Origin of the sequence: Pseudomonas alkylphenolica (assembly GCF_000746525.1) — a bacterium.
Lineage (GTDB): Bacteria > Pseudomonadota > Gammaproteobacteria > Pseudomonadales > Pseudomonadaceae > Aquipseudomonas > Aquipseudomonas alkylphenolica.
Map to the genome: position 1 here is coordinate 5,225,135 of NZ_CP009048.1, position 21,323 is coordinate 5,246,457.

Genomic DNA, 21,323 nt, shown 5'->3' on the forward strand with positions numbered 1-21,323 from the left:
TCGTCGCGACTGTCGATGGTCACGCGCTTGGTCAGGTCACCCTCACCCGCCGCCAGATCGTTGAGCGCAGCGATCAGCAGACGCAGCTTGTTGACCACCCGCCGCCCCAGCACCACCGCCACCACCAGCAGCACGCCGAGCCCGACCAGCGCCAGGCCTACGCCGATATTCCAGCGTAGCGTTGCCGCAGCCTCCTGGACACTCTGCGAGGTGTTGGCCTGCATGCCAGCAGCACTGGCCTGTGCCGCCTCCAGGCGCGCGCGCAGGGCCTTGTTACTGTCTGCAGCGGCGCCCACCAGGCTCTCGCCAACCAACTGATCACCACTGGCGATCAAGGCCGAGAAGCGCTTGTCGAGGGCGACCAGTTCGGCATCCACTGCCGCGGTGGAAACGCCCATCAGTACCTTGCCGATCTCGACGCCGTTAGGGCTGATCGATGCCTCGACGAAGTACACCGAGGGATCATTGCGCGCAGCGTCGAGGACCTTGTCCAGCGCTCGTTCACCCTGGCCCTTTTCCAGCAAGACCTGGTTGATCGGGTTCTGCCGGTTCAGGTAACGGGTCAGGTGCTGCCCCTGGGCATCGTCGTACACCACAAACAGCACACTGGGGTTGCGCTGGGCACGCCGGGAGAACTCCGACAGGGTCGGCACATCGTTGTCCCACATGGCCCGCGGGGCGACCGAGGCCAGCAGTTCAGCCATGTCATTGGCCGAGTCCTTGAGATTTTTCTCCAGGGTCGCCCGCAACTGGGCCTGCTCGCCTTGCAGACGAGCCGAAAGCCCAGCGGTAAGACGCTGGCGGGTACTGGCAGAAAGGCTATCGAGCCCGGCACTGACTTCCTGCCCGGCCTGCTCGAGCTCGGCGGACAATTTCTGGCTATCGGCACCCAATCGCTTGCCCAAATCGGCCTCGAGTGTGGTGACCGTGCTCCGGGTCAGCGCGACCGCGACCAGCACCTGCACCAAAAGAGCGATACCAAGGGCAACAAAGACCGGCCGCAACAGGCGGCTTCGTAACAGTGAGAGAACGGCAGACACGTAAGAACCCTCTACTACTGGGGCCATTAAAATGATGGCAACCCGAAAGCGATTCTTACAGCAAAGGTTGTGCCGAACAGCAGGCAGAAACGACAAAGGCCCCTATAAAGGGGCCTTTGCTTTTACATCAATCGCGACTCAGGCGAACGGGTGACGCAGCACGATGGTCTCGTTGCGGTCCGGGCCGGTGGAGATGATGTCGATTGGCGCGCCGATCAACGCTTCAATGCGCTTGATGTAAGCACGAGCGTTGGCTGGCAGCTCTTCCAGGGTCTTGGCACCCACGGTCGATTCGGTCCAACCCGGCACTTCTTCGTACACAGGCTGCAGACCCACGTAGCTGTCAGCGTCAGTCGGAGCAACGTCGTTACCTTCTGCATCTTTGTAGCCGACACAGATGTTGATGGTTTCCAGACCGTCGAGCACGTCCAGTTTGGTCAGGCAGATGCCCGAGATACTATTCACATCGATAGCGCGACGCAGGATAACGGCATCGAACCAGCCGCAACGACGAGCACGGCCGGTCGTCGCGCCAAACTCGTGACCTTGTTTAGCCAGATGCGCACCTACCTCGTCGAACAGTTCAGTCGGGAATGGACCCGAGCCTACGCGCGTGGTGTAAGCCTTGGTGATGCCCAGGATGTAGTCCAGGAACATAGGGCCAACACCCGAACCGGTAGCGACGCCACCAGCGGTGGTGTTCGAACTGGTCACATAGGGGTAGGTACCGTGGTCGATGTCCAGCAACGAACCTTGGGCGCCTTCGAACATGATGTCTTTGCCAGCGCGACGCAGGTCGTGCAGCTCAGCGGTAACGTCCAGCATCAGCGGCTTGAGCAGCTCAGCGTATTCTTTGCATTCAGCCAGGGTCTTGCCGAAGTCAATGGCTGGCTCTTTGTAGTAACCGACCAGCATGAAGTTGTGGTACTCCACCAGTTCACGCAGCTTGTCTTCAAAGCGCGGCATGTTGAGCAGGTCGCCAACACGCAGGCCACGACGCGCGACCTTGTCTTCGTAGGCTGGGCCGATGCCGCGACCGGTAGTACCGATCTTCAGCTCGCCACGCGCCTTTTCACGGGCCTGGTCCAGCGCAACGTGGAAGGACAGGATCAGCGGGCAGGACGGGCTGACACGCAGGCGCTCGCGCACCGGTACACCCTTCTCCTCCAGCTTGTTGATCTCACGCAGCAGGGCGTCCGGTGCAACCACCACGCCGTTGCCGATCAGGCACTGTACGCCTTCGCGCAGCACGCCAGACGGGATCAGGTGCAGCACGGTCTTTTCACCGTCGATCACCAGGGTGTGGCCCGCGTTGTGGCCACCTTGGTAGCGCACTACGGCGGCAGCATGTTCGGTCAGCAGATCAACGATCTTGCCTTTGCCCTCATCACCCCACTGGGTGCCCAGGACTACGACATTCTTACCCATAACACTTGTCCTCATTCGCGCAAACTTGGCGCCGGCTCGTACCGGCGGGGAATCTCAAATGGCCAGCGGCAGTACCTGCCAAAGCCCGTTTTGCTGAATCAATTGCCGATCGCAATCCGCCTCGACGGCGGCAGTCAATGGCTGCCCAGGCAATGCCTGAACCACCCGCTGACCTTCACTGCGCAATTGGCAGACCAACTGCCAGAGTGCTGCATCGCTGCTGTCGGGCATCCAGATCCCGCCAGACGGCAACACAACCTCGGCCCGCCCCAGTGTGACCAGGGTCTTCAAATCCGTGGAGAAACCGGTAGCCGGGCGCGCCCGGCCAAAGTCTGCTCCGATGTCGTCGTAACGACCGCCCTGGGCGATCGACTGACCAACGCCCGGGACGAAGACGGCAAACACTACGCCTGTGTGGTAGTGATAACCGCGCAATTCGCCCAGGTCGAAATACAGCGGCAGCTCTGGATAGCGAGCTGCCAGGCGCTCGGCGATGGCCAGCAGGTCATCCAGGGCTGCCAGCACGGCAGCCGGCGCACGTCCCAGACGCACGCGCGCCTCGGCCAGCACTTCACGACCGCCGCACAGCTCAGTTAGCGAGCGCAGCATGGCGGCAAGATCCGCCGGCAGGTTGGCAGTCAGCTCGATCACTTCATCGATAGCCTTGCGCTGCAGGGCATCGAACAGCTGCTGTTCGACCGCGCCGGACAAACCGGCCGCACGGGCCAGGCCACGGTAGATACCGACATGACCAAGGTCCATGTGCACATCCGGCACGTCGGCCAGTTGCAGCATGGCCAGCATCAGGCTGATTACTTCAACGTCGCTGACCGGGCTGGCGTCGCCGTACAGCTCGGCACCGAGCTGGATCGGGCTGCGCGAAGTCGACAGCGCGCGCGGCAAGGCGTGCAGCACGCTACCGGCATAGCACAGACGGCTCGGGCCTTCACGACGCAGGGTGTGCGCATCGATGCGCGCGACCTGCGGGGTGATGTCGGCACGAAAGCCCATCTGCCGACCCGACTGCGGGTCAATGACCTTGAACGTGCGCAGATCCAGGTCCTGGCCGGCACCGGTAAGCAGCGATTCCAGGTACTCGATATGCGGAGTCACGACGAACTCGTAACCCCAGCTCTGGAACAGATCCAACACCTGACGACGCGCGATCTCGATGCGCGCCGCCTCAGGTGGCAGTACTTCTTCGATGCCATCTGGCAGCAGCCAGCGGTCTACCGTTGCCATTACGCCATTTCCCCTTTGGTCCGGGCGGCCTGCCCGCAGGCTTGCCTTGAGTGAAGCAGGTATCGCCAAACTATGACGCGCAGCACTGATTCCAGCGCAACCGCCGTGCCGATACCCTCAAATACCTTGGGCTGCGCTGTAGACCGGCGACGGCTTGCGGCCGTTCGGTCTTGCAGACGCAAAAAAGCCGGGAATTTCCCGGCTGCCGCATCATACACCCGTTTTCTCGCAGGATCACCCCGCCAGGCGTTTTAACCGCCCGGCGGGGTGCAACCTGACTACTTGGCCTTGTCCATGAAGCGGAAGAACTCGTTGCTCGGATCGAGCACCAGTACATCGCTTTTGTTGGCAAAGCTTTCGCGGTAAGCCTTGAGGCTCCGGTAGAACGCGTAGAAGTCCTGGTCCTGACCATAGGCCTTGGCGTAGATCGCCGCCGCCTGGGCATCACCATCACCACGGGTCTCTTCCGATTCCCGATAGGCTTCTGCCAGCAGGACTCGGCGCTGACGGTCGGCGTCGGCACGAATACCTTCGGCCAGCTCGTTACCCTTGGCGCGGTGTTCGCGGGCTTCACGCTCACGCTCGGTGCTCATACGCTCGAACACGCTGCGGTTTACTTCCTTGGGCAGGTCGATGGCCTTGACGCGAACGTCGACCACTTCGATACCCAGCTCCTTGCTGGCCATACGGTTCAGCGAAGCAGTAATGTCAGCCATCAGCGCGTCACGTTCACCGGAGACCACTTCGTGCAGGGTACGCTTACCGAACTGGTCACGCAGGCCGCTTTCCAGACGGCGCGACAGACGTTCGTCGGCGATCTGCTTGAGGCCCGAAGTCGCGGTGTAGAAACGCTCGGCGTCCTTGACCCGCCACTTGGCGTAGGCATCGACCATCACCGCTTTCTTTTCCAGGGTCAGGAAGCGCTGGGTCGGGGCATCCAGGGTCATCAGGCGGGCGTCGAACTTGCGCACCTGGTTGACGTAAGGAACCTTCACATGCAAGCCAGGCTGGACATCGGCCTGAACCACACGACCGAATTGCAGCAGTACCGCACGCTCGGTCTGCGACACGATGTAGAAGCTGTTCCAGGCCACGATCGCCAGCACCACGCCAACGATCAGGGCGATCAGCGATTTATTGCTCATCAGCGGCTCTCCCTAGTACGCAACTGTGTTTGCTGCTGTTGCAGCTCAGCTGCCGCGCGATTGGCCGCGTCGTTGGCCGAAGCCGGGACGCTTACTGGAACACTGCTGCTACGGCTGCCTTCGACCATCTTGTCCAGCGGCAGGTACAGCAGGTTGCTCTGGCCATCCTTACCGGAAACCAGGACCTTGCTGGTGTTGCTGTAGACTTCCTGCATGGTGTCCAGGTACAGACGCTGACGGGTCACTTCGGGTGCCTTGCGGTATTCGGCGACCAGCTTGGTGAAGCGATCAGCCTCACCCTTGGCGCGCGAGACGACTTCGTCGCGGTAACCGTTGGCGTCCTCGATGATCCGCTGGGCCTGACCACGCGCTTCCGGCACCACGCCATTGGCGTAGGATTCGGCCTGGTTGCGGGCACGCTGCTCGTCTTCACGGGCACGGATCACATCGTCGAAGGCTTCCTGCACTTCACGCGGGGCTGCCGCGCTCTGTACGTTGACCTGGGTGACGGTGATACCAGTACGGTAGGTATCGAGGAAACGCTGCAGGCGCTCCTTGATTTCCACAGCCATCTGCTCACGACCTTCGGTCAGTACCTTGTCCATCGCGGTGGAACCCACCACATGGCGCAGGGCGCTGTCGGTCGCATGCTGCAGGCTGACTTCAGGCTGATCGACGTTCAGCACGAAATCCTGCAGGTTGGTGATCTTGTACTGCACGGTCAGCGGCACTTCGACGATGTTCTCGTCTTCGGTGAGCATCTGCCCCTGCTTGGTATAGGCACGCTCACGCGTGACGTTTTCCATGTACTTGCGATCGATCGGCGGGAAGTAGATGTTCAGGCCCGGCCCTACGGTTTCGTAGTATTTGCCGAAGCGCAGCACTACCGCCTGCTCCTGTTCGTCGACCACATACACGGCGCTGTACAGCCAGATGGCTGCCAGCACGGCCAGCCCGATGCCGAGCAGGCCGAAGCCACCGCCCTTGCCGATGCCGTTGTCGCCGCCGCGTTTTTTACCACTGCCGAACATGCCGTTCAGGCTGTCCTGCAGCTTGCGGAAGGCCTCGTCGAGATCCGGCGGCCCTTTCTTGTCGCCACCACGGCGCCCGCCCCACGGATCCTGATTGTTCGAGTTGCCACCCGGCTCATTCCAAGCCATAGCGCTCTCCATCTGATAAAGCAAAGACGCACCCACGGCGCGCCGTCCAATGCTACAGAATGCCTGTCACGGCTGCCCGACCGCGTCGCCGGGCTTTTATTGCAAAGTGTGTTGCTCGATGAACTCCGCCGGTTTCAAGCCTTCGCGAGTGACCAGGCGATTGAACTCGACCCGCGACACCCGAATGGCCAGAAGACTGCTGCCTTCATCGTCGTGCTCTTCGCCCTGCACTGCGCCCAATGCAAAGAATTGCGCGCGCAATCGCGCGAAACGCTGTTCAAGGCGCAAGGTTCCGATAAACAGGTCATCCCCCAGCAACTCGGCGACTGCCTGCCCCACCAGTTCCAGGCCGCGCCCATCACGCGCCGAGACCCAGACCCGCTGCGGCTTGCCGTCGGCATCGCGCTGAATCTGTGGCTCGACACCCTCAAGCAGGTCGAGTTTGTTATAGACCTCGAGGATCGGCAAGCCTTCTGCACCAATCTCCCCCAACACCGCCATGACCTGTTCGATCTGTTCCATGCGATCAGGCTCATGGGCGTCGATCACATGCAGCAGCAGATCGGAGTTGCTCGACTCTTCGAGCGTAGCCCGAAAAGCTTCGACCAGCTTGTGCGGCAGGTGGCGAATGAATCCCACTGTATCGGCCAGCACGATCGGCCCGACGTCGTCGAGCTCAAGCCGGCGCAGGGTCGGGTCGAGGGTCGCAAACAACTGGTCGGCCGCGTAGACCTCAGATTGGGTCAGGGCATTGAACAGGGTCGATTTGCCGGCGTTGGTATAGCCGACCAGGGACACCGACGGGATATCTGCCCGCTTGCGCCCGCGGCGAGCCTGCTCGCGCTGGCTGCGGACCTTCTCCAGTCGCGCCTTGATCTGGCGCAGACGCACCCGCAACAGGCGCCGGTCGGTTTCCAGCTGGGTTTCACCCGGGCCGCGCAGACCAATACCGCCTTTCTGCCGCTCAAGGTGTGTCCAGCCGCGTACCAGCCGCGTGCTCATGTACTCAAGCTGAGCCAGTTCGACCTGCAGCTTGCCTTCATGGGTACGCGCCCGCTGGGCGAAGATGTCGAGAATCAGACCGGTGCGGTCAAGCACGCGACACTCGAAGACTCGTTCGAGGTTACGTTCCTGACTGGGGGTGAGGGTGTGATTGAAAATCACCAAATCTACCTGCTCAGCGCTGACCAGGTCGCGCAATTCCTCGACCTTGCCACTGCCAATCAGGTATTTGGCGCTGGGCTGATGTCGCGCCACATTGGCGAACGCGACTATATCGGCCCCAGCCGACAGTGCCAGCTCCCGAAACTCCTGCGGATCTTCGCGCGCCTCAGGGTTCTGACCTTCCAAGTGAACGAGGACTGCCCGCTCACCACCACCGTGGCGCTCAAAGAACAAAGCAGACTCCTATCAGGCGTTACCTGGCTCAGCGTCGCCATGCTCGGATTCGGATGCGCTTGGCAGACGGATCGGACGCACAGGAACCACTGTCGAGATAGCGTGCTTGTAAACCATCTGGCTGACGGTGTTTTTCAGCAGGATCACGAACTGGTCGAAGGATTCGATCGTGCCTTGCAGCTTGATGCCGTTAACCAGATAGATCGAAACCCCAACTTTTTCCTTTCTCAAAGTATTCAAGTAAGGGTCTTGTAGCGAATGCCCTTTTGACATATGCCGCACTCCTGTAAGGATCAATAGTAAAAAAAATCAAAGAAAAACTGATGGCTCAAGCCGCCCCACCCCCAAGGATAGACGGCAATTACAAGGACTCAGCCCAATATGGAGACCGATCCCAGGTATTTCAAGGTGCGAGACAGATTGTCGCAAGCCAGGCTGTCCAACCAATGCAGGTCAGCCCAACTACGCAACCAGGTGAATTGCCGTTTCGCCAATTGGCGAGTGGCAATAATGCCGCGCTCCCGCATTTCAACTGATGTTAACTTGCCATCAAGATGATCCCAGACCTGGCGATAACCAACCGCCCGTATAGACGGCAGTCCCGCGTGCAAGTCACTTCTGGCTCGCAGCAATCGGACCTCGTCAACGAAGCCCTGTTCCAGCATTTGCCCAAATCGTAGCGCAATCCGCTCGTGCAACACGTGACGGTCGGCAGGCGCAATGGCCAGGCTGGCGACAGTATAGGGCAAATGACCCGCCGCCGAAGGGCCTGCGGCGCTACTTTCCGCGGATTGACGCTGGCGATGAGCCGTCATTGTCAGGCCGCTGACCCGATAAACCTCGAGCGCGCGAATCAGGCGCTGGGGGTCATTGGGGTGAATTCTTGCTGCCGATTCCGGATCGACCGCTGCCAACTGCTGGTGCAGCCCTTGCAATCCGAGGCGTTCGGCCTCTTCTTCGAGTTCGGCACGCACCTGCGGGTCGGCCGCAGGCATGTCGGCCAGGCCTTCGAGCAGGGCCTTGTAATAGAGCATGGTGCCACCGACCAGCAGCGGTATTTTGCCGCGTGCAGTGATATCGGCCATGGCCTCCAGTGCATCACGACGAAAATCGGCAGCCGAATAGCTCTGGGCCGGGTCGAGAATATCGATCAGGCGGTGAGGATGGGCAGCCAGCACCACTTTGGAGGGCTTGGCCGTGCCAATGTCCATGCCCCGATAGACCAGCGCCGAATCGACACTGATCAACTCGCAAGGCAGTACCTTGGTCAGCTCGATGGCCAGATCGGTCTTGCCCGCCGCGGTCGGGCCCATCAGGAATATCGCGGGAGGTTTGCCACTCATTTTATCGACCGCGCAGGAACAGTTTGTCCAGATCGTCCAGGCCCAGTTGGGTCCAGGTCGGTCGGCCATGGTTGCATTGGCCGCTGCGCTCGGTGTTTTCCATGTCGCGCAGCAGGCCGTTCATTTCTGCCAGCGCCAGGCGCCGGTTGGCGCGGATGGCACCGTGGCAGGCCATGGTGCCGAGCAGTTCGTTCAAGTGCGCCTGAATCCGGTCGCTGGTGCCGTATTCCATCAGGTCGGCCAGTACATCCTGGACAAGGCGGTTGGCTTCGGCCTGCTTGAGCAGTGCGGGGATCTGGCGGATCGCCAGGCTTTCCGGGCCCAGACGCTGCAATTCGAAGCCCAGGCGCTGGAACCATTCGGCATGCTCTTCGGCGCAATCGGCCTCACGCTGGCTCAGCGCCAGAGACTCTGGCACCAGCAGCGGCTGGCCGCTGAGGCCTTCGCTGGCCATGGCCACTTTCAGGCGCTCATACATGATGCGCTCATGGGCCGCGTGCATGTCTACCAGCACCAGACCCACGGCGTTCTCGGCAAGAATATAGATACCCTTGAGTTGCGCCAGGGCGTAGCCCAGCGGCGGAATATCACCCTGGCTGTCAGGCAGTGCAGCGGGCGCGGCCTCGTTCAGCGGCGCAAAAAATTCACGGTAGACACCCTGCGCCTCGGCAGCCGGTAGCGCCTGGGCCGGACGCGGGGTGTACTGATACTGGTATGCGCCACCACCGCCACTGCCGTTGCCAGTGCCCATGGGCCGCACGCCCGGTTCGGCCAGCGGCTGCTCAAGCAGGTTGGCCGCCAGGCGCATCTCGCCCTGAGGGCCGAACTCGCCGGCCTGGATTCCGCTGGGGCGGATGATTTCGCTGGTCGCGGCAGGCGCTGTCAGTTGATCTTCCGGGCGCACGTCGGCCAAGGCCCGGTGCAAGGTGCCATAAAGGAAATCATGAACCATGCGCCCATCGCGAAAGCGTACTTCATGCTTGGTCGGGTGCACGTTGACGTCGACGCCGGTGGGGTCGACCTCGAAGAACAGCACGAACGTCGGGTGCCGGCCGTTGAACAGTACATCGCGATAGGCCTGGCGCACCGCGTGGGCAACCAGCTTGTCGCGCACCGCACGACCGTTGACGAAGAAGTACTGCAAATCGGCCTGGCTGCGCGAGAAGGTCGGCAAGCCAACCCAGCCCCACAGGTGCAAGCCATTGCGTTCGACTTCGATCGGCAATGCCTGCTCAAGAAAGCCCGGGCCGCAGATCGCCGCCACGCGCCGGGCGCGTGCGGTGTCGTCCTGAGCTTCGTGCAGGCTGAGAATGCTCTTGCCGTTGTGGCGCAGGTGAAAACCCACATCAAAGCGCGCCAGCGCCAGGCGCCGGATCACTTCCTGCAGGTGATCGAATTCGGTTTTCTCGGTTTTGAGGAACTTGCGCCGGGCCGGGGTGTTGAAGAACAGGTCACGCACTTCGACCGAGGTACCGACCGGATGCGCCGCCGGCTGCACTCGGGGGGCCATGTCGCGGCCTTCGGTTTCCACCTGCCAGGCCTGTTCGGCGTCGCGGGTTCGCGAGGTCAGGGTCAGGCGCGCGACCGAGCTGATCGATGCCAGCGCCTCACCACGGAAACCCAGGCTCATGACCCGCTCGAGGTCTTCCAGGTCGCGAATCTTGCTGGTGGCGTGACGGGCCAGGGCCAGCGGCAGGTCGTCGGCGGCGATACCGCTGCCATCGTCGCGGACCCGCAGCAATTTCACGCCACCCTGTTCGACCTCCACGTCGATGCGCCGGGCACCGGAGTCGAGGCTGTTCTCCAGCAACTCTTTGATGACCGACGCCGGGCGTTCGACCACCTCACCGGCGGCGATCTGGTTCGCCAGCCGCGGGCTGAGCAGCTCGATCCGTGCGCTATCGGTCATTGCTGGGACGCCAGGGCAGTAGTAGGGATATGCAGGCTCTGGCCGACCTTCAACTCATCGGTCTTGAGGTTGTTGGCAGACCGCAGGCTGGCCACATTGACCTGATAACGCACGGCGATCATCGCCAGCGTCTCGCCCGGCCGCACGCTGTGTTCGCGCGGCCCCTGGGCAATCTTGCCGCTGTCGCGCAGGAAGGCGATGTAGGTGCCTGGCGGCGGATTCTGCTGGAAGAACTGGCGTACACCGCTATGAATCGAGCGTGCCAATGATTGCTGATGGCTCGGGGTGGCCAGTTTGGCTGCCTCGTTGGCGTTGGAGATAAAGCCGGTTTCCACCAGGATCGACGGGATGTCTGGCGACTTGAGCACCATGAAGCCGGCCTGTTCGACCCGGCGCTTGTGCAAAGGCGTGATCCGGCCCATGTTGCCCAGCACCTTCTGCCCGACATTCAGGCTGGAACTCAGCGATGCGGTCATCGACAGGTCAAGCAGCACGCCGGCGAGCATGCGGTCCTTGTCATCGAGGCTGACGTTGCCGGCGCCACCGATCAGGTCCGAACGGTTTTCACTGTCCGCCAGCCAGCGCGCGGTTTCCGAGGTGGCGCCACGATCGGACAGGGCGAACACCGAAGCCCCGAAGGCAGCCTTGGACGGCGCGGCGTCGGCGTGGATCGAGATAAACAGGTCTGCGCCTTTCTTGCGGGCGATCTCGGTACGCTTGCGCAGCGGAATGAAGTAGTCGCCGGTACGCGTCAGTTCGGCGCGGAAGCCTTTCTCGCTGTTGATCTGACGCTGCAGCTCTTTGGCGATCGACAGCACGATGTCTTTTTCATGCTGCCCCTTGGAGCCTATGGCGCCCGGGTCTTCGCCACCATGCCCGGCATCGATGGCGATAACGATGTCACGCTTGCCATTGGGCACAGGGGTCAACTTGATTGCCGGCTGCGCTGGCGTCACCGGCACAGCGGGTGCAGTAGCAACCGGAGGGGTTGGCGGCGGCGAAACGGCGTCGGCGGCCTGGTCGAAAAGGTCGACGACCAAACGATTGCCATACTGGGCGTTAGGCGCCAGGGTGAAACTCTTGGGGGTCACCGACTTGCTCAGGTCCACGACCACACGCAGGTCGGTAGGTGTACGCTGGGCCGAGCGCACACTGGTAATCGGGGTGTTGGAAGTCGACACGGTCAATGGCGCGGCCAGGGTCGCACCATTGATGTCGATAACCAGGCGATCCGGGGCGGTCAGGGTAAAGACACTGTGCTGCACAGGCCCTGAGAGGTCGAACACCAGCCGCGTGTTATCCGGCGCTCGCCACAAACGCATACTTTTGACTTGCGTGACGGCCAGAGCATCAACAGTCACCGCCGTAAGCAGCAATCCTACGACCGCAACCAGTGCGCGAATGCGCATACCTATCCCCATTTTCTATTTGAATTCCAAGGCCAGAGCGGCACACCAGGCTTCGCCACGTGCCCCCTGCGGCGACAGGTTGAGCGAACGACCGCTCGCCTGGGGGCTTATGGTAATGGTCAGGTCGGGCTTTGGCAAAATACCCGCCCCCTTTTGGGGCCATTCGAACAGGCACAGGGCATCGTTTTCGAAGTAATCGCGAATACCGATGTACTCAAGCTCTTCGGGATCGACCAGGCGATAAAGATCGAAGTGGAAGGCGCGGATCTCGCCGATCTCGTAGGGCTCGACCACAGTAAATGTAGGGCTTTTCACCGCCCCTTTGTGCCCGAGACCACGGATGATGCCGCGCGACAGGGTGGTTTTACCCATTCCCAGGTCGCCTTCCAGAAAAATCACGCCGTGACCTTTGGTCACTTCGGCGATACGGGTGCCGAAGCGGACCATGGCCTCTTCGTCGGCCAAAAACAGGGTTACACCTGACACGCTGAATGCTCCTCCAATAAATGACGAATGGCCGGGACCAGATCGCTGGCCGCCAGCCCCCGACCGTGCATGCCCAACCGCTCTCCGGCGCAAGCATGCAGCCAGACACCCAGGCAGGCGGCGTCCCAGCCCGACATGCCCTGAGCCAACAGCGCCCCCAGTACACCACTGAGCACATCGCCCAGGCCCGCTCCGGCCATCGCCGGATGCCCCCGGTTGCACAGGGCAAGCTGCCCGGCCGGATCAGCCACCAGGGTGCCGGCGCCCTTGAGCACACAGATGACCGCATATTTACGCGCAAGTTTGCGCGCCGCCCCGGCACGATCTGCCTGTACTGCTTCGGTGGAAATGCCCAGCAGCCTTGCCGCCTCCCCCGGATGCGGGGTGATGATCGAGCCCGCCGCCAGCGCCAATGGCGCCCGTGCCAGCAGGTTCAAGGCGTCGGCATCCCACACTTGCGGCAACCGCGCGTTGACGACTGCCGACAGCATGCTACGCCCCCAGGCCGCCTGGCCGAGGCCGGGGCCGACCACCACGACCGACGCGCGCTCGATCGGGGTCATCAACTGATTGGCCGAATGCACACCCAGACACATCACCTCCGGCAGCCGCGCCAGGGCCGCAGGCACCTGCTCGCTGCGCGTGGCCAGCGAAACCAGCCCGGCGCCACAACGCAAGGCGGCTTCGGCGCTGAGCAGAACCGCTCCGCCGGTACCACGATCGCCGCCAACCACCAGGACGTGGCCGAAATCACCTTTTTGCGCCGCAAGCGGGCGCGGTGCGAGGGGCGTCAAGGCAACACTGGTGAGGATTTGCGCCTGGTTTGCAGGGTGTTTGGTCTGAGGCATGGGTCAAAGGCTCCGATGTCTGGCAGAATTATACGCACCTGAGTCTGCGTTGCCTTATTTCCCATGTCTGCTGCCACCCCTGATATTCCCGCACTGGCCCAATCGATCAAGGATTGGGGCAAAGAACTCGGCTTTGCCCATGTCGGCATCGCCGGGGTGGAGCTGGGCGAGCACGAGCAACACTTGGAGCGCTGGCTGCAAGCGGGCTATCACGGTGAAATGGACTACATGGGCGCGCATGGCAGCAAACGCTCGCACCCCGAGCAACTGGTGCCCGGCACCCTGCGCGTGGTGTCCCTGCGCATGGACTACCTGCCAGGCGACACGCACATGGCCCAACAACTGGCTCAGCCGGAAAAAGCCTACATCTCCCGTTACGCCCTGGGCCGTGACTACCACAAGCTGATTCGCAAGCGCGTACAGCACCTGGCCGAGCGCATCCAGAAAGAAATCGGTCCCTTCGGCTTTCGCGCCTTCGTTGACAGTGCGCCGGTGCTGGAGAAGGCCATTGCCGAGCAGGCCGGCCTGGGCTGGATTGGCAAGAACACCCTGCTGCTCAACCGTAAGGCGGGCAGCTACTTCTTTCTGGCCGAACTGTTCGTCGACCTGCCGCTGCCTGTCGATCCGCCCCAGGTCAGCGAACACTGCGGGCGTTGCACGGCCTGCCTGGACATCTGCCCCACCCAGGCCTTTGTCGGCCCTTACCTGCTTGATGCCCGACGCTGCATCTCGTACCTGACCATCGAGCTGAAAAGCGCCATCCCTGAAGAGCTGCGCGCGCTGATCGGCAACCGGGTGTTCGGTTGCGATGACTGCCAGATCGTCTGTCCGTGGAACCGCTTTGCCAGGCCCACCGGCGAGAGCGACTTCAAGCCCCGGCATAACCTCGACAGCGCGGGATTGGCGGAGTTGTTCATGTGGGATGAACAGACCTTTCTCGACAGTACCGAAGGCTCGCCGCTGCGGCGCGCCGGCTATGAGCGCTGGCTGCGCAACCTGGCGGTGGGGTTGGGGAATGCGCCGTCGACAATCCAGGTACTGGAGGCACTTAAAGCCCGCCAGGATCATCCGTCAGAGCTGGTGCGCGAGCATGTGGAGTGGGCATTGGGGCAACATTCATCGCGGGGCAAGCCCGCTCCCACCCGGTAGGAGCGGGCTTGCCCCGCGATGCAGCTACCGACTCAATGCTCGTCGTTGTAATGAAACTTCGGCATTTCCCAGTGGAAACGAATCGCCAGCAAACGCAGCAGAAAACCACCAAACAAGGTCAGCAGAATCGCCTGCTCGCCGGGTACCTTGAAGTAGACACAACCCAGATAGAACCAGGCCGCGGCAAAAGACACGCTCGCATACAGCTCACGGCGGAAGATCAGCGGAATATCGTTACAGAAAATATCCCGAAGAATGCCGCCAAACACCCCGGTGATCACCCCGCTGATAGACGCCACCAACATGCCCTGCCCCATCTCCAGGGCGGTCATGCAGCCGATCAGGGTAAAAGCGACCAGCCCCAGTGCATCGAGCACCAGGAACAAGGAGCGCAGGTGACGCATCAAGGGTGCAATGAAGATGGTCATCAGCGCGGCAAAGCTGGTCAGCACCAGGTATTCCGGGTGCTTGACCCAGGTCAGCGGGTAATGCCCCAGCAACACATCGCGCACTGAACCGCCACCCAGGGCGGTGATGCAGGCAATCAGCACCACGCCGAACCAGTCCATGCCGCGGCGCCCGGCAGACAGCGCGCCAGTCATGGCTTCAGCGGTGATTGCAATGAGGTAGAGCATCAACAACATGGCGCAGATCCGTGCAATGGGGCGCGCAGTCTAACCAGTTGCCTCAGGCACCAAAAGGGGGCGCCGCACGGATTGTCTGTACAACCGTGCAGCGGCGTGATCAGAACTTGATGAAGTGTTCGCGGTAGTGGCGAAGTTCGTTGATCGATTCGCGAATATCGTCCAGTGCCAGGTGCGTACCGCCTTTCTTGAAACTGTCGCGCACCTCAGGTGCCCAGCGTGCCGCCAGCTCTTTGAGGGTCGAGACATCCAGGTTGCGGTAGTGGAAGTAGTTTTCCAGGCCACGCATGTGACGGTAGAGGAAACGGCGATCCTGGCAGATGCTGTTGCCACAGATCGGCGACTTGCCTTTCGGTACCCACTGCTCCAGGAAGGCAATGGTCTGCGCTTCGGCTTCGGCCATGCTGACCTTGCTGTCCTTGACCCGCTGGGTCAGGCCGGAAGCGCCATGGGTGCGGGTGTTCCACTCGTCCATGCGCGCCAGCACCTCGTCACTGTGGTGAATGGCGATCACCGGCCCTTCGGCCAAGGTGTTGAGGTCGCTGTCAGTAACGATGGTGGCCATTTCGATAATGACGTCGTGGTCCGGATCCAGACCGGTCATTTCCAGGTCGATCCAGATCAGGTTCTGTGGGTTCTGCATGATTCTGCTCCTCGGTAGGTGCGCAGTTTAGCCTAGTGGAGCGTGCTAAACTCCTCGCCGTTTAATAATGCATGCCGAACACGGAACCTTCATGGCCAAACGCCAGCTCAATCGCCGCCAAAACTGGCGGATCGAAAAAATCCAGGGTGAACGCGCTGCCCGCGCCGCCAAACGCGAAAAACAGACCCTGCAGGAGCTCGAAGGCGGTGACCTAGGCCCCGAGCAACTTGGCCTGGTGATCGCCCACTTTGGCGTGCAGGTCGAAGTCGAGGCCCAGGACGGCGAAGACGCCGGCCAGGTGTTCCGTTGCCACTTGCGCGCCAACCTGCCAGCGCTGGTAACCGGCGACCGCGTGGTGTGGCGCGCGGGTAACCAGGGTATCGGCGTGATCGTCGCGCAAATGCCGCGTAACACCGAGCTGTGCCGCCCCGACAGCCGTGGCCAGCTCAAGCCGGTGGCGGCCAACGTCGATCTGATCGTGATCGTCTTCGCCCCGGCGCCGGAACCGCATGCCAACCTGATCGACCGCTACCTGGTAGCCGCCGAACATGCTGGCATTCACCCGCTGCTGTTGCTCAACAAAGCCGACCTGATCAACGAACAGAATGCCCCGGCGCTCAACGCGCTGCTGGCGGTGTACCGGCAGCTGGGTTATCCATTGCTGGAGGTTTCGGCCCATCACGGCGATGGCATGCAGCAGTTGCAGGCACGCCTGGATGGCCATATCAGCGTCTTCGTGGGTCAGTCGGGGGTCGGCAAGTCGTCGCTGGTCAACAGCCTGCTGCCCGAGGTGCAGACCCGGGTCGGCGATCTGTCGGAGTGGTCCGGCCAGGGTACGCACACCACCACGACCGCACGCCTGTACCACTTCCCGGGCGGCGGGGAGCTGATCGACTCCCCGGGTATTCGCGAATTCGGCCTGGGTCACGTCAGCCGTGCCGATGTCGAAGCCGGTTTCATTGAGTTCAACGACCTGATCGGCACCTGCCGCTTCCGTGACTGCAAGCATGATCGCGAGCCCGGTTGCGCGCTGCTCAAGGCCCTGGAAGACGGTCGAGTCCAGCAGCAGCGGATGAACAGCTACCGCTCGATCATTGCCAGCCTGCCTGAAGACAGCTACTGAAATACCGCGTGAGGCTCGCAACGGGCCTCACATTGCCGCCTCGTAGGAAAACTCTGCAGGAAAATTTACCAAGCAAAGTAAGACCATTCTTTAACTCTGGTCATCCCTTGCCGTCATAAAAGCTTTCATTGATTGTCACCTTTCAGATTCGCCACGACCAAGCGAATCAACTCCATGCTCTGAGTATGAAAGGAATCAACAATGACAATTCGATACTTAGGTACCCGCCACCCAGCCTGTGCACCAGGAGGGCCCGCCTGATGCCCGTCGTTATCAGCTATCGCCACCCGCAACGCCTGAATGCCTACATCATCAGCGAACGCCTGAAGCTCGAAGGCATTGCTACTCACCTGGATCTGTTCGATGGCGACGCCGGGCAGACCGGCGACGACATCTTCGGCCTGGTCTGTAGCAATATCAGCAGCTGTACGCACCTGATCAGCGTGCTATCCGAAGAGAACGCCGATACCTGGTGGGTGCCCTTCCAGCTCGGTGCTGCCACCCTCAGCAATCGCCGGGTATCGCTGTTCCAATGTGCAGAGAGCACATTGCCCGACTACCTGGACAAGTGGCCGATCATGAGCTCACGCGAGCATATCGACCTGTTCGTCCTCGCCTACCATGACGAACAGACCTTCAAACGTTCGATCACCAAAGAAGAAGCTGGCGCCGACGCCACCAACCGCCTGAACGCCGGCTTCTTTCACGCCGACCTGAAGGCCAAGATCCGCCGCGGCTTCTGAACCCTCCCACAAAGCACAACGCCCGCGAGCATCGCCACTCACGGGCGTTGTGATCAGAACACAGGATTACTCCTTGCTCTCATCCATCTTCAACACACCATCCTCGAAGATGTTCAGCTTCTGGCGCAGCTCGCGCGGCTGCATCGGCTCGGCCTCGGGCGCCGGGGCCGGCACTGCAGGCGCTGGAGCCGGCGCATTGGCGTCTGGCGCAGCTGGCTGCTCGCCTTCAAGGGTCCGCTGGGCCTTCTTGGTCAGGACAATGATGTCGATGCGCCGGTTGACCGGGTTGAGCGGGTTCGCCCGGTCAAACAACGATGACGAGGCATAACCGACCACCCGTGCAACCTGCGTATCCGGGTAGCCACCGGCAACCAGGGCGCGCCGCGCCGCGTTGGCACGGTTGGCCGACAGCTCCCAGTTGCCGAAGTCACCGGTGCCGGCATATGGCTTGGCATCGGTATGGCCGCTGATACTGATTTTGTTCGGCACCGCCTTGATGGTGTCGGCCATGGCCAGCAGGATATCTTCGAAGTACGGCTGCAAGCGGGCGCTGCCCAGGTCGAACATGGGCCGGTTTTCGGCATCCATGATCTGGATGCGCAGACCATCCTGGGTAATTTCGAAGAGGATCTGGTCCTTGAACTTCTGCAGCTGCGGGTTTTCTTCGACCTTGTTCTGCAATTCCTGCAAGAGCAACTCGAGACGCTCGCGCTCAACCTGCTCGGCCATGCTTTCAACCTTGTCCTGGCCCAGCTGGATACTGGTGTCCGGGGTCGGCTCGGACTTCACTTCCGGGTTGATGGTCTTTTCCGGAGCAAGCTGTGGCGAGCCCCCCAGGTCAATAACATAAGGCGTGCCGCTTTCGGAAAAACCGATCGGGTCCTTGAAGTAGCCGGCAATGGCGATCTTCTGTTCCGGCGTGGCCGTCGACAGCAGCCAGAGCACCAGGAAGAACGCCATCATCGCCGTAGCGAAGTCGGCGAAGGCGATCTTCCAGGCGCCACCGTGGTGGCCGTCGCCAAAGCGTTTGACGCGTTTGACGATAATGGGTTGGTTGTTCTCCATGACTCAGCGTCCGCGAACCGCTTGTTCCAGCTCGGCGAAGCTCGGACGGTGGGCTGGGAACAGCACCTTGCGTCCAAATTCCACAGCCAGCGACGGCGGCATGCCAGAAGCCGAGGCTACCAGCGAAGCCTTGATGGCTTCATAGACGTTGAGCTCTTCCCGGGCATCCTGACGCAAGGCAGTAGCCAGCGGGCCAAAGAAACCGTACGCCGCGAGAATACCGAAGAAGGTACCGACCAGCGCCGCACCCACGTGCAGGCCGATGGATTTCTGGTCGCCATCGCCCAGCGAGGCCATGGTCACCACGATCCCCAGTACCGCCGCAACAATACCGAAGCCTGGCATACCGTCGGCGATACCGGTCACGGCATGGGACGGGTGTTCGAGCTCTTCCTTCATGCTCAGCAGCTCCATGTCGAACAGGCCTTCGAGTTCATGCGGAGCCATGTTGCCGGTGGACATGATGCGCAGGTAGTCGCAGATGAACGCAGTCATGCGCTCATCACCGAGCACCGCGGGGTACTTGGCAAAAATCGGACTGGAGGCGGCGTCTTCGATATCGGCTTCAATCGCCATCATGCCTTCGCGCCGGCTCTTGTTGAGGATCTCGTAGACCAGCCCGAGCACCTCGATATAGAAGGTATGGGTAAAGCGCGTACCAAACATCTTCAGCGACTTCTTGATTACATGCATGGTCATGTAACCGGGGTTCGCCTGCAGGAACGCACCAAAGGCCGCGCCACCGATGATCAACACCTCGAAGGGCTGAATCAGTGCGGCAATTTTGCCGTGGGATAGAACATATCCGCCGAGCACACTCGCGAATACGACGATGATGCCGATAATTTTAGCCATAGATAGAAAGCACTTACTGTCGTGGTCAGGGTCGTGAGCGGAAGTTAATAAAACTCTTCTTCTACTTATCGGCAGATCTGCGCCAGACTATAGTCACTCACGGCGAAAAGCCAGTTCGGCCCCTCCAGCATACCTATTGAAATCATCGTGCCAGATCAAATACCAAAAACACTCGATGCCTGGGTCAAACTACTCGATAGCGTTCGCCTGCCAGTTCCGCTGGCCAGCTACGAACGGGTAAAAGCCAGCATTGCCGACAACCGCAGCTCGCTGCGCGACATTGCCGAGGTGATGCAGGACAGCCCGGCGCTGGTACTCAGCGTCATGCGCGAGGCCAACCATCACACCCATGCCAGCATCGGCGAACCCGCCGAAAGCCTGGAAGTCGCCCTCAATCGCCTGGGGCTGGCACGCACTTCAGCGCTGCTGGAGCGCTTGCCGGCGCTCCCCGAGGGGGAAATTGCGCCAACCTTGCGCCAATTGCAGCTGGTCAGCCAACATGCCAGCCAGCAGGCCAACGGCCTGTTCGCCAGCCGCCTGGCGCGGCTCTGGCAGGAAATACACTGGGGCAGCCTGTTGTTCCTGTCGCCTTTATGGCCACTGGCCCTGTCCTTTCCCAAGCTGCTTGAAGACTGGGAACTGCGCGTGGTGCACAAGGGCGAATCGGCACCGCAGGTAGAACTGGAGCTGTTCGGGGTACGGCTGCTCAGCTTGTGCCAGGCATTAGCCGAACACTGGCGCCTGCCGGAGTGGGTCACGCGCGGCTATCACCTGCTGCAGGAAGAGCGGCGCTTGCTGGCCAAGGCACTGCACATCGCCCGTGATCGAAACAACCTGCGCCAACAGCAGCGTCTGGACGACAACCCGAACCTGCGCCGCTGGTTCAATCAGCCCGCCAACACCGTACTCCTGGCCAACGGCCTGGCACTGGCGGCACAAGTTGGCTGGACCAACGCCCATGTTCGACGCTGGCAACTGCTCACCAGCCTGTACCTGCAGACCTCACTGGATGATGTGCAACAGCTGGTGCACCAACAAGCGGCCATCAGCGCCCGCCACCATGCCTGCCATGACCTGTTTCACCCGGCCGAAGCCCTGCTCTGGCCCTGGCATCAACGGCGCCTGCACCAGGGGCTGATCGCCCCGCCGCCGCCCTCGGCCCAGGCCCTGGGCACCTGGCGCAAGCTGTGCGCCGAGCTACTGGTCGAGCCCAGCCCGTTCAGCAATGCCATTCACCTGACGACCCTGGCCCGAGATGCCTTGGTCGCCTGTGGCATGCAGCGGGTCATGCTGCTGATGACCGACAAGACCCAGACTCAGCTGCGGGTTCATCAGATTGCCGGACTGGCGCCAGAAGCGGCTGGCCTGGTTTTGCCTGTTGAACAGAGCAAACTGCTTCAGCGCCTGTTGAGCGCGTCGGCGCAACTGCGCCTGACCCCCGAAAATCACGCACAATTCTCGGCACTGCTTCCGGCCCGCTTGCGCGCATTGTTTCGCAGCGAACATCTGCTGTTGCGCTCGCTGTCGAGCAATGGCCGCGTAGTGATGCTGCTGATCGCCGACCAGGGTGCAAAACCGCTGGCTGACATCAGCGTGCAGGCCTTTGCCAAGACCGCGCAATGTATCGAGCGCGCCTTGACCGCCTTCAGCACCCGCAGCGCCTGACCCATGCGCTACAATCGCCCCCTCTGTT

Annotated in this window: 19 protein-coding genes and 1 pseudogene; 4 read left to right on the forward strand and 16 right to left on the reverse strand. The window is 61.5% G+C overall.

Features of this window, described 5'->3' with window-relative positions; genetic code table 11:
* Nucleotides 1-11: 11 nt before the first annotated feature.
* The 12 genes and pseudogenes from PSAKL28_RS28755 to PSAKL28_RS24040 form a co-directional block, all read right to left on the reverse strand.
* Nucleotides 12-1,067, reverse strand: a pseudogene (locus PSAKL28_RS28755) (methyl-accepting chemotaxis protein); the annotation flags it as partial.
* A gap of 111 nt (nt 1,068-1,178) precedes the next feature.
* Nucleotides 1,179-2,468 (reverse strand): adenylosuccinate synthase, encoded by a 1,290-nt coding sequence (locus tag PSAKL28_RS23990; protein ID WP_038615198.1) that lies wholly within the window; start codon nt 2,466-2,468, stop codon nt 1,179-1,181.
* 54 nt (nt 2,469-2,522) lie between these two features.
* On the reverse strand, nt 2,523-3,710 hold the full coding sequence (locus PSAKL28_RS23995; protein WP_038615200.1) for an ATP phosphoribosyltransferase regulatory subunit: 1,188 nt from the start codon (nt 3,708-3,710) through the stop codon (nt 2,523-2,525).
* Nucleotides 3,711-3,988: 278 nt separating this feature from the next.
* Entirely contained in the window at nt 3,989-4,855 is an 867-nt protein-coding gene (gene hflC / locus PSAKL28_RS24000) for a protease modulator HflC (RefSeq protein ID WP_038615202.1), read from the reverse strand.
* Nucleotides 4,855-6,015, reverse strand: coding sequence for an FtsH protease activity modulator HflK (gene hflK / locus PSAKL28_RS24005; RefSeq protein WP_038615204.1), 1,161 nt, complete (start codon nt 6,013-6,015; stop codon nt 4,855-4,857). Before hflK ends, hflC begins: the two co-directional genes overlap by 1 nt.
* Before the next feature lie 96 nt (nt 6,016-6,111).
* On the reverse strand, nt 6,112-7,413 hold the full coding sequence (gene hflX, locus PSAKL28_RS24010) for a ribosome rescue GTPase HflX (RefSeq protein ID WP_038615206.1): 1,302 nt from the start codon (nt 7,411-7,413) through the stop codon (nt 6,112-6,114).
* Between the two features lie 12 nt (nt 7,414-7,425).
* The gene (gene hfq, locus PSAKL28_RS24015) at nt 7,426-7,686 is read right to left on the reverse strand and encodes an RNA chaperone Hfq (RefSeq protein ID WP_028945676.1); all 261 of its coding nucleotides are present in this window, start codon (nt 7,684-7,686) and stop codon (nt 7,426-7,428) included.
* Nucleotides 7,687-7,784: 98 nt separating this feature from the next.
* Complete coding sequence (miaA, locus tag PSAKL28_RS24020; RefSeq protein WP_038615209.1) at nt 7,785-8,756, reverse strand: tRNA (adenosine(37)-N6)-dimethylallyltransferase MiaA; 972 nt, start codon at nt 8,754-8,756, stop codon at nt 7,785-7,787.
* 1 nt (nt 8,757) lies between these two features.
* A complete protein-coding gene (mutL, locus tag PSAKL28_RS24025; RefSeq protein ID WP_038615211.1) occupies nt 8,758-10,665 on the reverse strand; it encodes a DNA mismatch repair endonuclease MutL in 1,908 nt (635 codons plus the stop codon).
* A complete protein-coding gene (locus tag PSAKL28_RS24030; RefSeq protein ID WP_218918490.1) occupies nt 10,662-12,086 on the reverse strand; it encodes an N-acetylmuramoyl-L-alanine amidase in 1,425 nt (474 codons plus the stop codon). The genes mutL and PSAKL28_RS24030 overlap by 4 nt, the downstream gene beginning before the upstream one ends.
* Before the next feature lie 3 nt (nt 12,087-12,089).
* Nucleotides 12,090-12,560 carry a tRNA (adenosine(37)-N6)-threonylcarbamoyltransferase complex ATPase subunit type 1 TsaE gene (gene tsaE, locus PSAKL28_RS24035; RefSeq protein ID WP_038615215.1) on the reverse strand — a complete coding sequence of 157 codons (471 nt, stop codon included), beginning with the start codon at nt 12,558-12,560 and terminating at the stop codon, nt 12,090-12,092.
* Nucleotides 12,548-13,408 (reverse strand): NAD(P)H-hydrate dehydratase, encoded by an 861-nt coding sequence (locus PSAKL28_RS24040; RefSeq protein WP_038615217.1) that lies wholly within the window; start codon nt 13,406-13,408, stop codon nt 12,548-12,550. Before PSAKL28_RS24040 ends, tsaE begins: the two co-directional genes overlap by 13 nt.
* A gap of 63 nt (nt 13,409-13,471) precedes the next feature.
* Between PSAKL28_RS24040 and queG the strand changes: the two genes are divergently transcribed.
* Entirely contained in the window at nt 13,472-14,557 is a 1,086-nt protein-coding gene (gene queG, locus PSAKL28_RS24045) for a tRNA epoxyqueuosine(34) reductase QueG (protein ID WP_038615219.1), read from the forward strand.
* 32 nt (nt 14,558-14,589) lie between these two features.
* Here queG and PSAKL28_RS24050 read toward each other — a convergent pair whose 3' ends face one another.
* Nucleotides 14,590-15,201, reverse strand: a complete 612-nt coding sequence (locus tag PSAKL28_RS24050; RefSeq protein ID WP_028945669.1) for a trimeric intracellular cation channel family protein — start codon at nt 15,199-15,201, stop codon at nt 14,590-14,592.
* Between the two features lie 100 nt (nt 15,202-15,301).
* Nucleotides 15,302-15,844: an oligoribonuclease gene (orn, locus tag PSAKL28_RS24055; RefSeq protein WP_038615221.1), complete on the reverse strand. Its 543-nt coding sequence runs from the start codon at nt 15,842-15,844 to the stop codon at nt 15,302-15,304.
* Nucleotides 15,845-15,935: 91 nt separating this feature from the next.
* On the opposite strand from orn, the gene rsgA reads away from it, so the two are divergent.
* Together rsgA and PSAKL28_RS24065 are read left to right on the forward strand one after the other, a co-directional pair.
* On the forward strand, nt 15,936-16,967 hold the full coding sequence (gene rsgA / locus PSAKL28_RS24060; protein WP_038616993.1) for a small ribosomal subunit biogenesis GTPase RsgA: 1,032 nt from the start codon (nt 15,936-15,938) through the stop codon (nt 16,965-16,967).
* Nucleotides 16,968-17,227: 260 nt separating this feature from the next.
* Complete coding sequence (locus PSAKL28_RS24065; protein WP_038615223.1) at nt 17,228-17,710, forward strand: toll/interleukin-1 receptor domain-containing protein; 483 nt, start codon at nt 17,228-17,230, stop codon at nt 17,708-17,710.
* Nucleotides 17,711-17,776: 66 nt separating this feature from the next.
* Here PSAKL28_RS24065 and motB read toward each other — a convergent pair whose 3' ends face one another.
* Entirely contained in the window at nt 17,777-18,775 is a 999-nt protein-coding gene (gene motB / locus PSAKL28_RS24070; RefSeq protein WP_038615225.1) for a flagellar motor protein MotB, read from the reverse strand.
* A gap of 3 nt (nt 18,776-18,778) precedes the next feature.
* The gene (gene motA, locus PSAKL28_RS24075) at nt 18,779-19,630 is read right to left on the reverse strand and encodes a flagellar motor stator protein MotA (RefSeq protein WP_038615227.1); all 852 of its coding nucleotides are present in this window, start codon (nt 19,628-19,630) and stop codon (nt 18,779-18,781) included.
* A gap of 129 nt (nt 19,631-19,759) precedes the next feature.
* Between motA and PSAKL28_RS24080 the strand changes: the two genes are divergently transcribed.
* A complete protein-coding gene (locus PSAKL28_RS24080; protein WP_038615229.1) occupies nt 19,760-21,295 on the forward strand; it encodes an HDOD domain-containing protein in 1,536 nt (511 codons plus the stop codon).
* Nucleotides 21,296-21,323: the final 28 nt, after the last annotated feature.

Excerpts from the sequence above, each read along its gene's own strand:
- PSAKL28_RS23990 (WP_038615198.1), bottom strand. The coding sequence starts at position 2,468 with ATGGGTAAGAATGTCGTAGTCCTGGGCACCCAGTGGGGTGATGAGGGC.
- PSAKL28_RS23995 (WP_038615200.1), bottom strand. The coding sequence starts at position 3,710 with ATGGCAACGGTAGACCGCTGGCTGCTGCCAGATGGCATCGAAGAAGTA.
- hflC (WP_038615202.1), bottom strand. The coding sequence starts at position 4,855 with ATGAGCAATAAATCGCTGATCGCCCTGATCGTTGGCGTGGTGCTGGCG.
- hflK (WP_038615204.1), bottom strand. The coding sequence starts at position 6,015 with ATGGCTTGGAATGAGCCGGGTGGCAACTCGAACAATCAGGATCCGTGG.
- hfq (WP_028945676.1), bottom strand. The coding sequence starts at position 7,686 with ATGTCAAAAGGGCATTCGCTACAAGACCCTTACTTGAATACTTTGAGA.
- miaA (WP_038615209.1), bottom strand. The coding sequence starts at position 8,756 with ATGAGTGGCAAACCTCCCGCGATATTCCTGATGGGCCCGACCGCGGCG.
- mutL (WP_038615211.1), bottom strand. The coding sequence starts at position 10,665 with ATGACCGATAGCGCACGGATCGAGCTGCTCAGCCCGCGGCTGGCGAAC.
- PSAKL28_RS24030 (WP_218918490.1), bottom strand. The coding sequence starts at position 12,086 with ATGGGGATAGGTATGCGCATTCGCGCACTGGTTGCGGTCGTAGGATTG.
- PSAKL28_RS24040 (WP_038615217.1), bottom strand. The coding sequence starts at position 13,408 with ATGCCTCAGACCAAACACCCTGCAAACCAGGCGCAAATCCTCACCAGT.
- queG (WP_038615219.1), top strand. The coding sequence starts at position 13,472 with ATGTCTGCTGCCACCCCTGATATTCCCGCACTGGCCCAATCGATCAAG.
- PSAKL28_RS24050 (WP_028945669.1), bottom strand. The coding sequence starts at position 15,201 with ATGTTGTTGATGCTCTACCTCATTGCAATCACCGCTGAAGCCATGACT.
- orn (WP_038615221.1), bottom strand. The coding sequence starts at position 15,844 with ATGCAGAACCCACAGAACCTGATCTGGATCGACCTGGAAATGACCGGT.
- rsgA (WP_038616993.1), top strand. The coding sequence starts at position 15,936 with ATGGCCAAACGCCAGCTCAATCGCCGCCAAAACTGGCGGATCGAAAAA.
- PSAKL28_RS24065 (WP_038615223.1), top strand. The coding sequence starts at position 17,228 with ATGCCCGTCGTTATCAGCTATCGCCACCCGCAACGCCTGAATGCCTAC.
- motB (WP_038615225.1), bottom strand. The coding sequence starts at position 18,775 with ATGGAGAACAACCAACCCATTATCGTCAAACGCGTCAAACGCTTTGGC.
- motA (WP_038615227.1), bottom strand. The coding sequence starts at position 19,630 with ATGGCTAAAATTATCGGCATCATCGTCGTATTCGCGAGTGTGCTCGGC.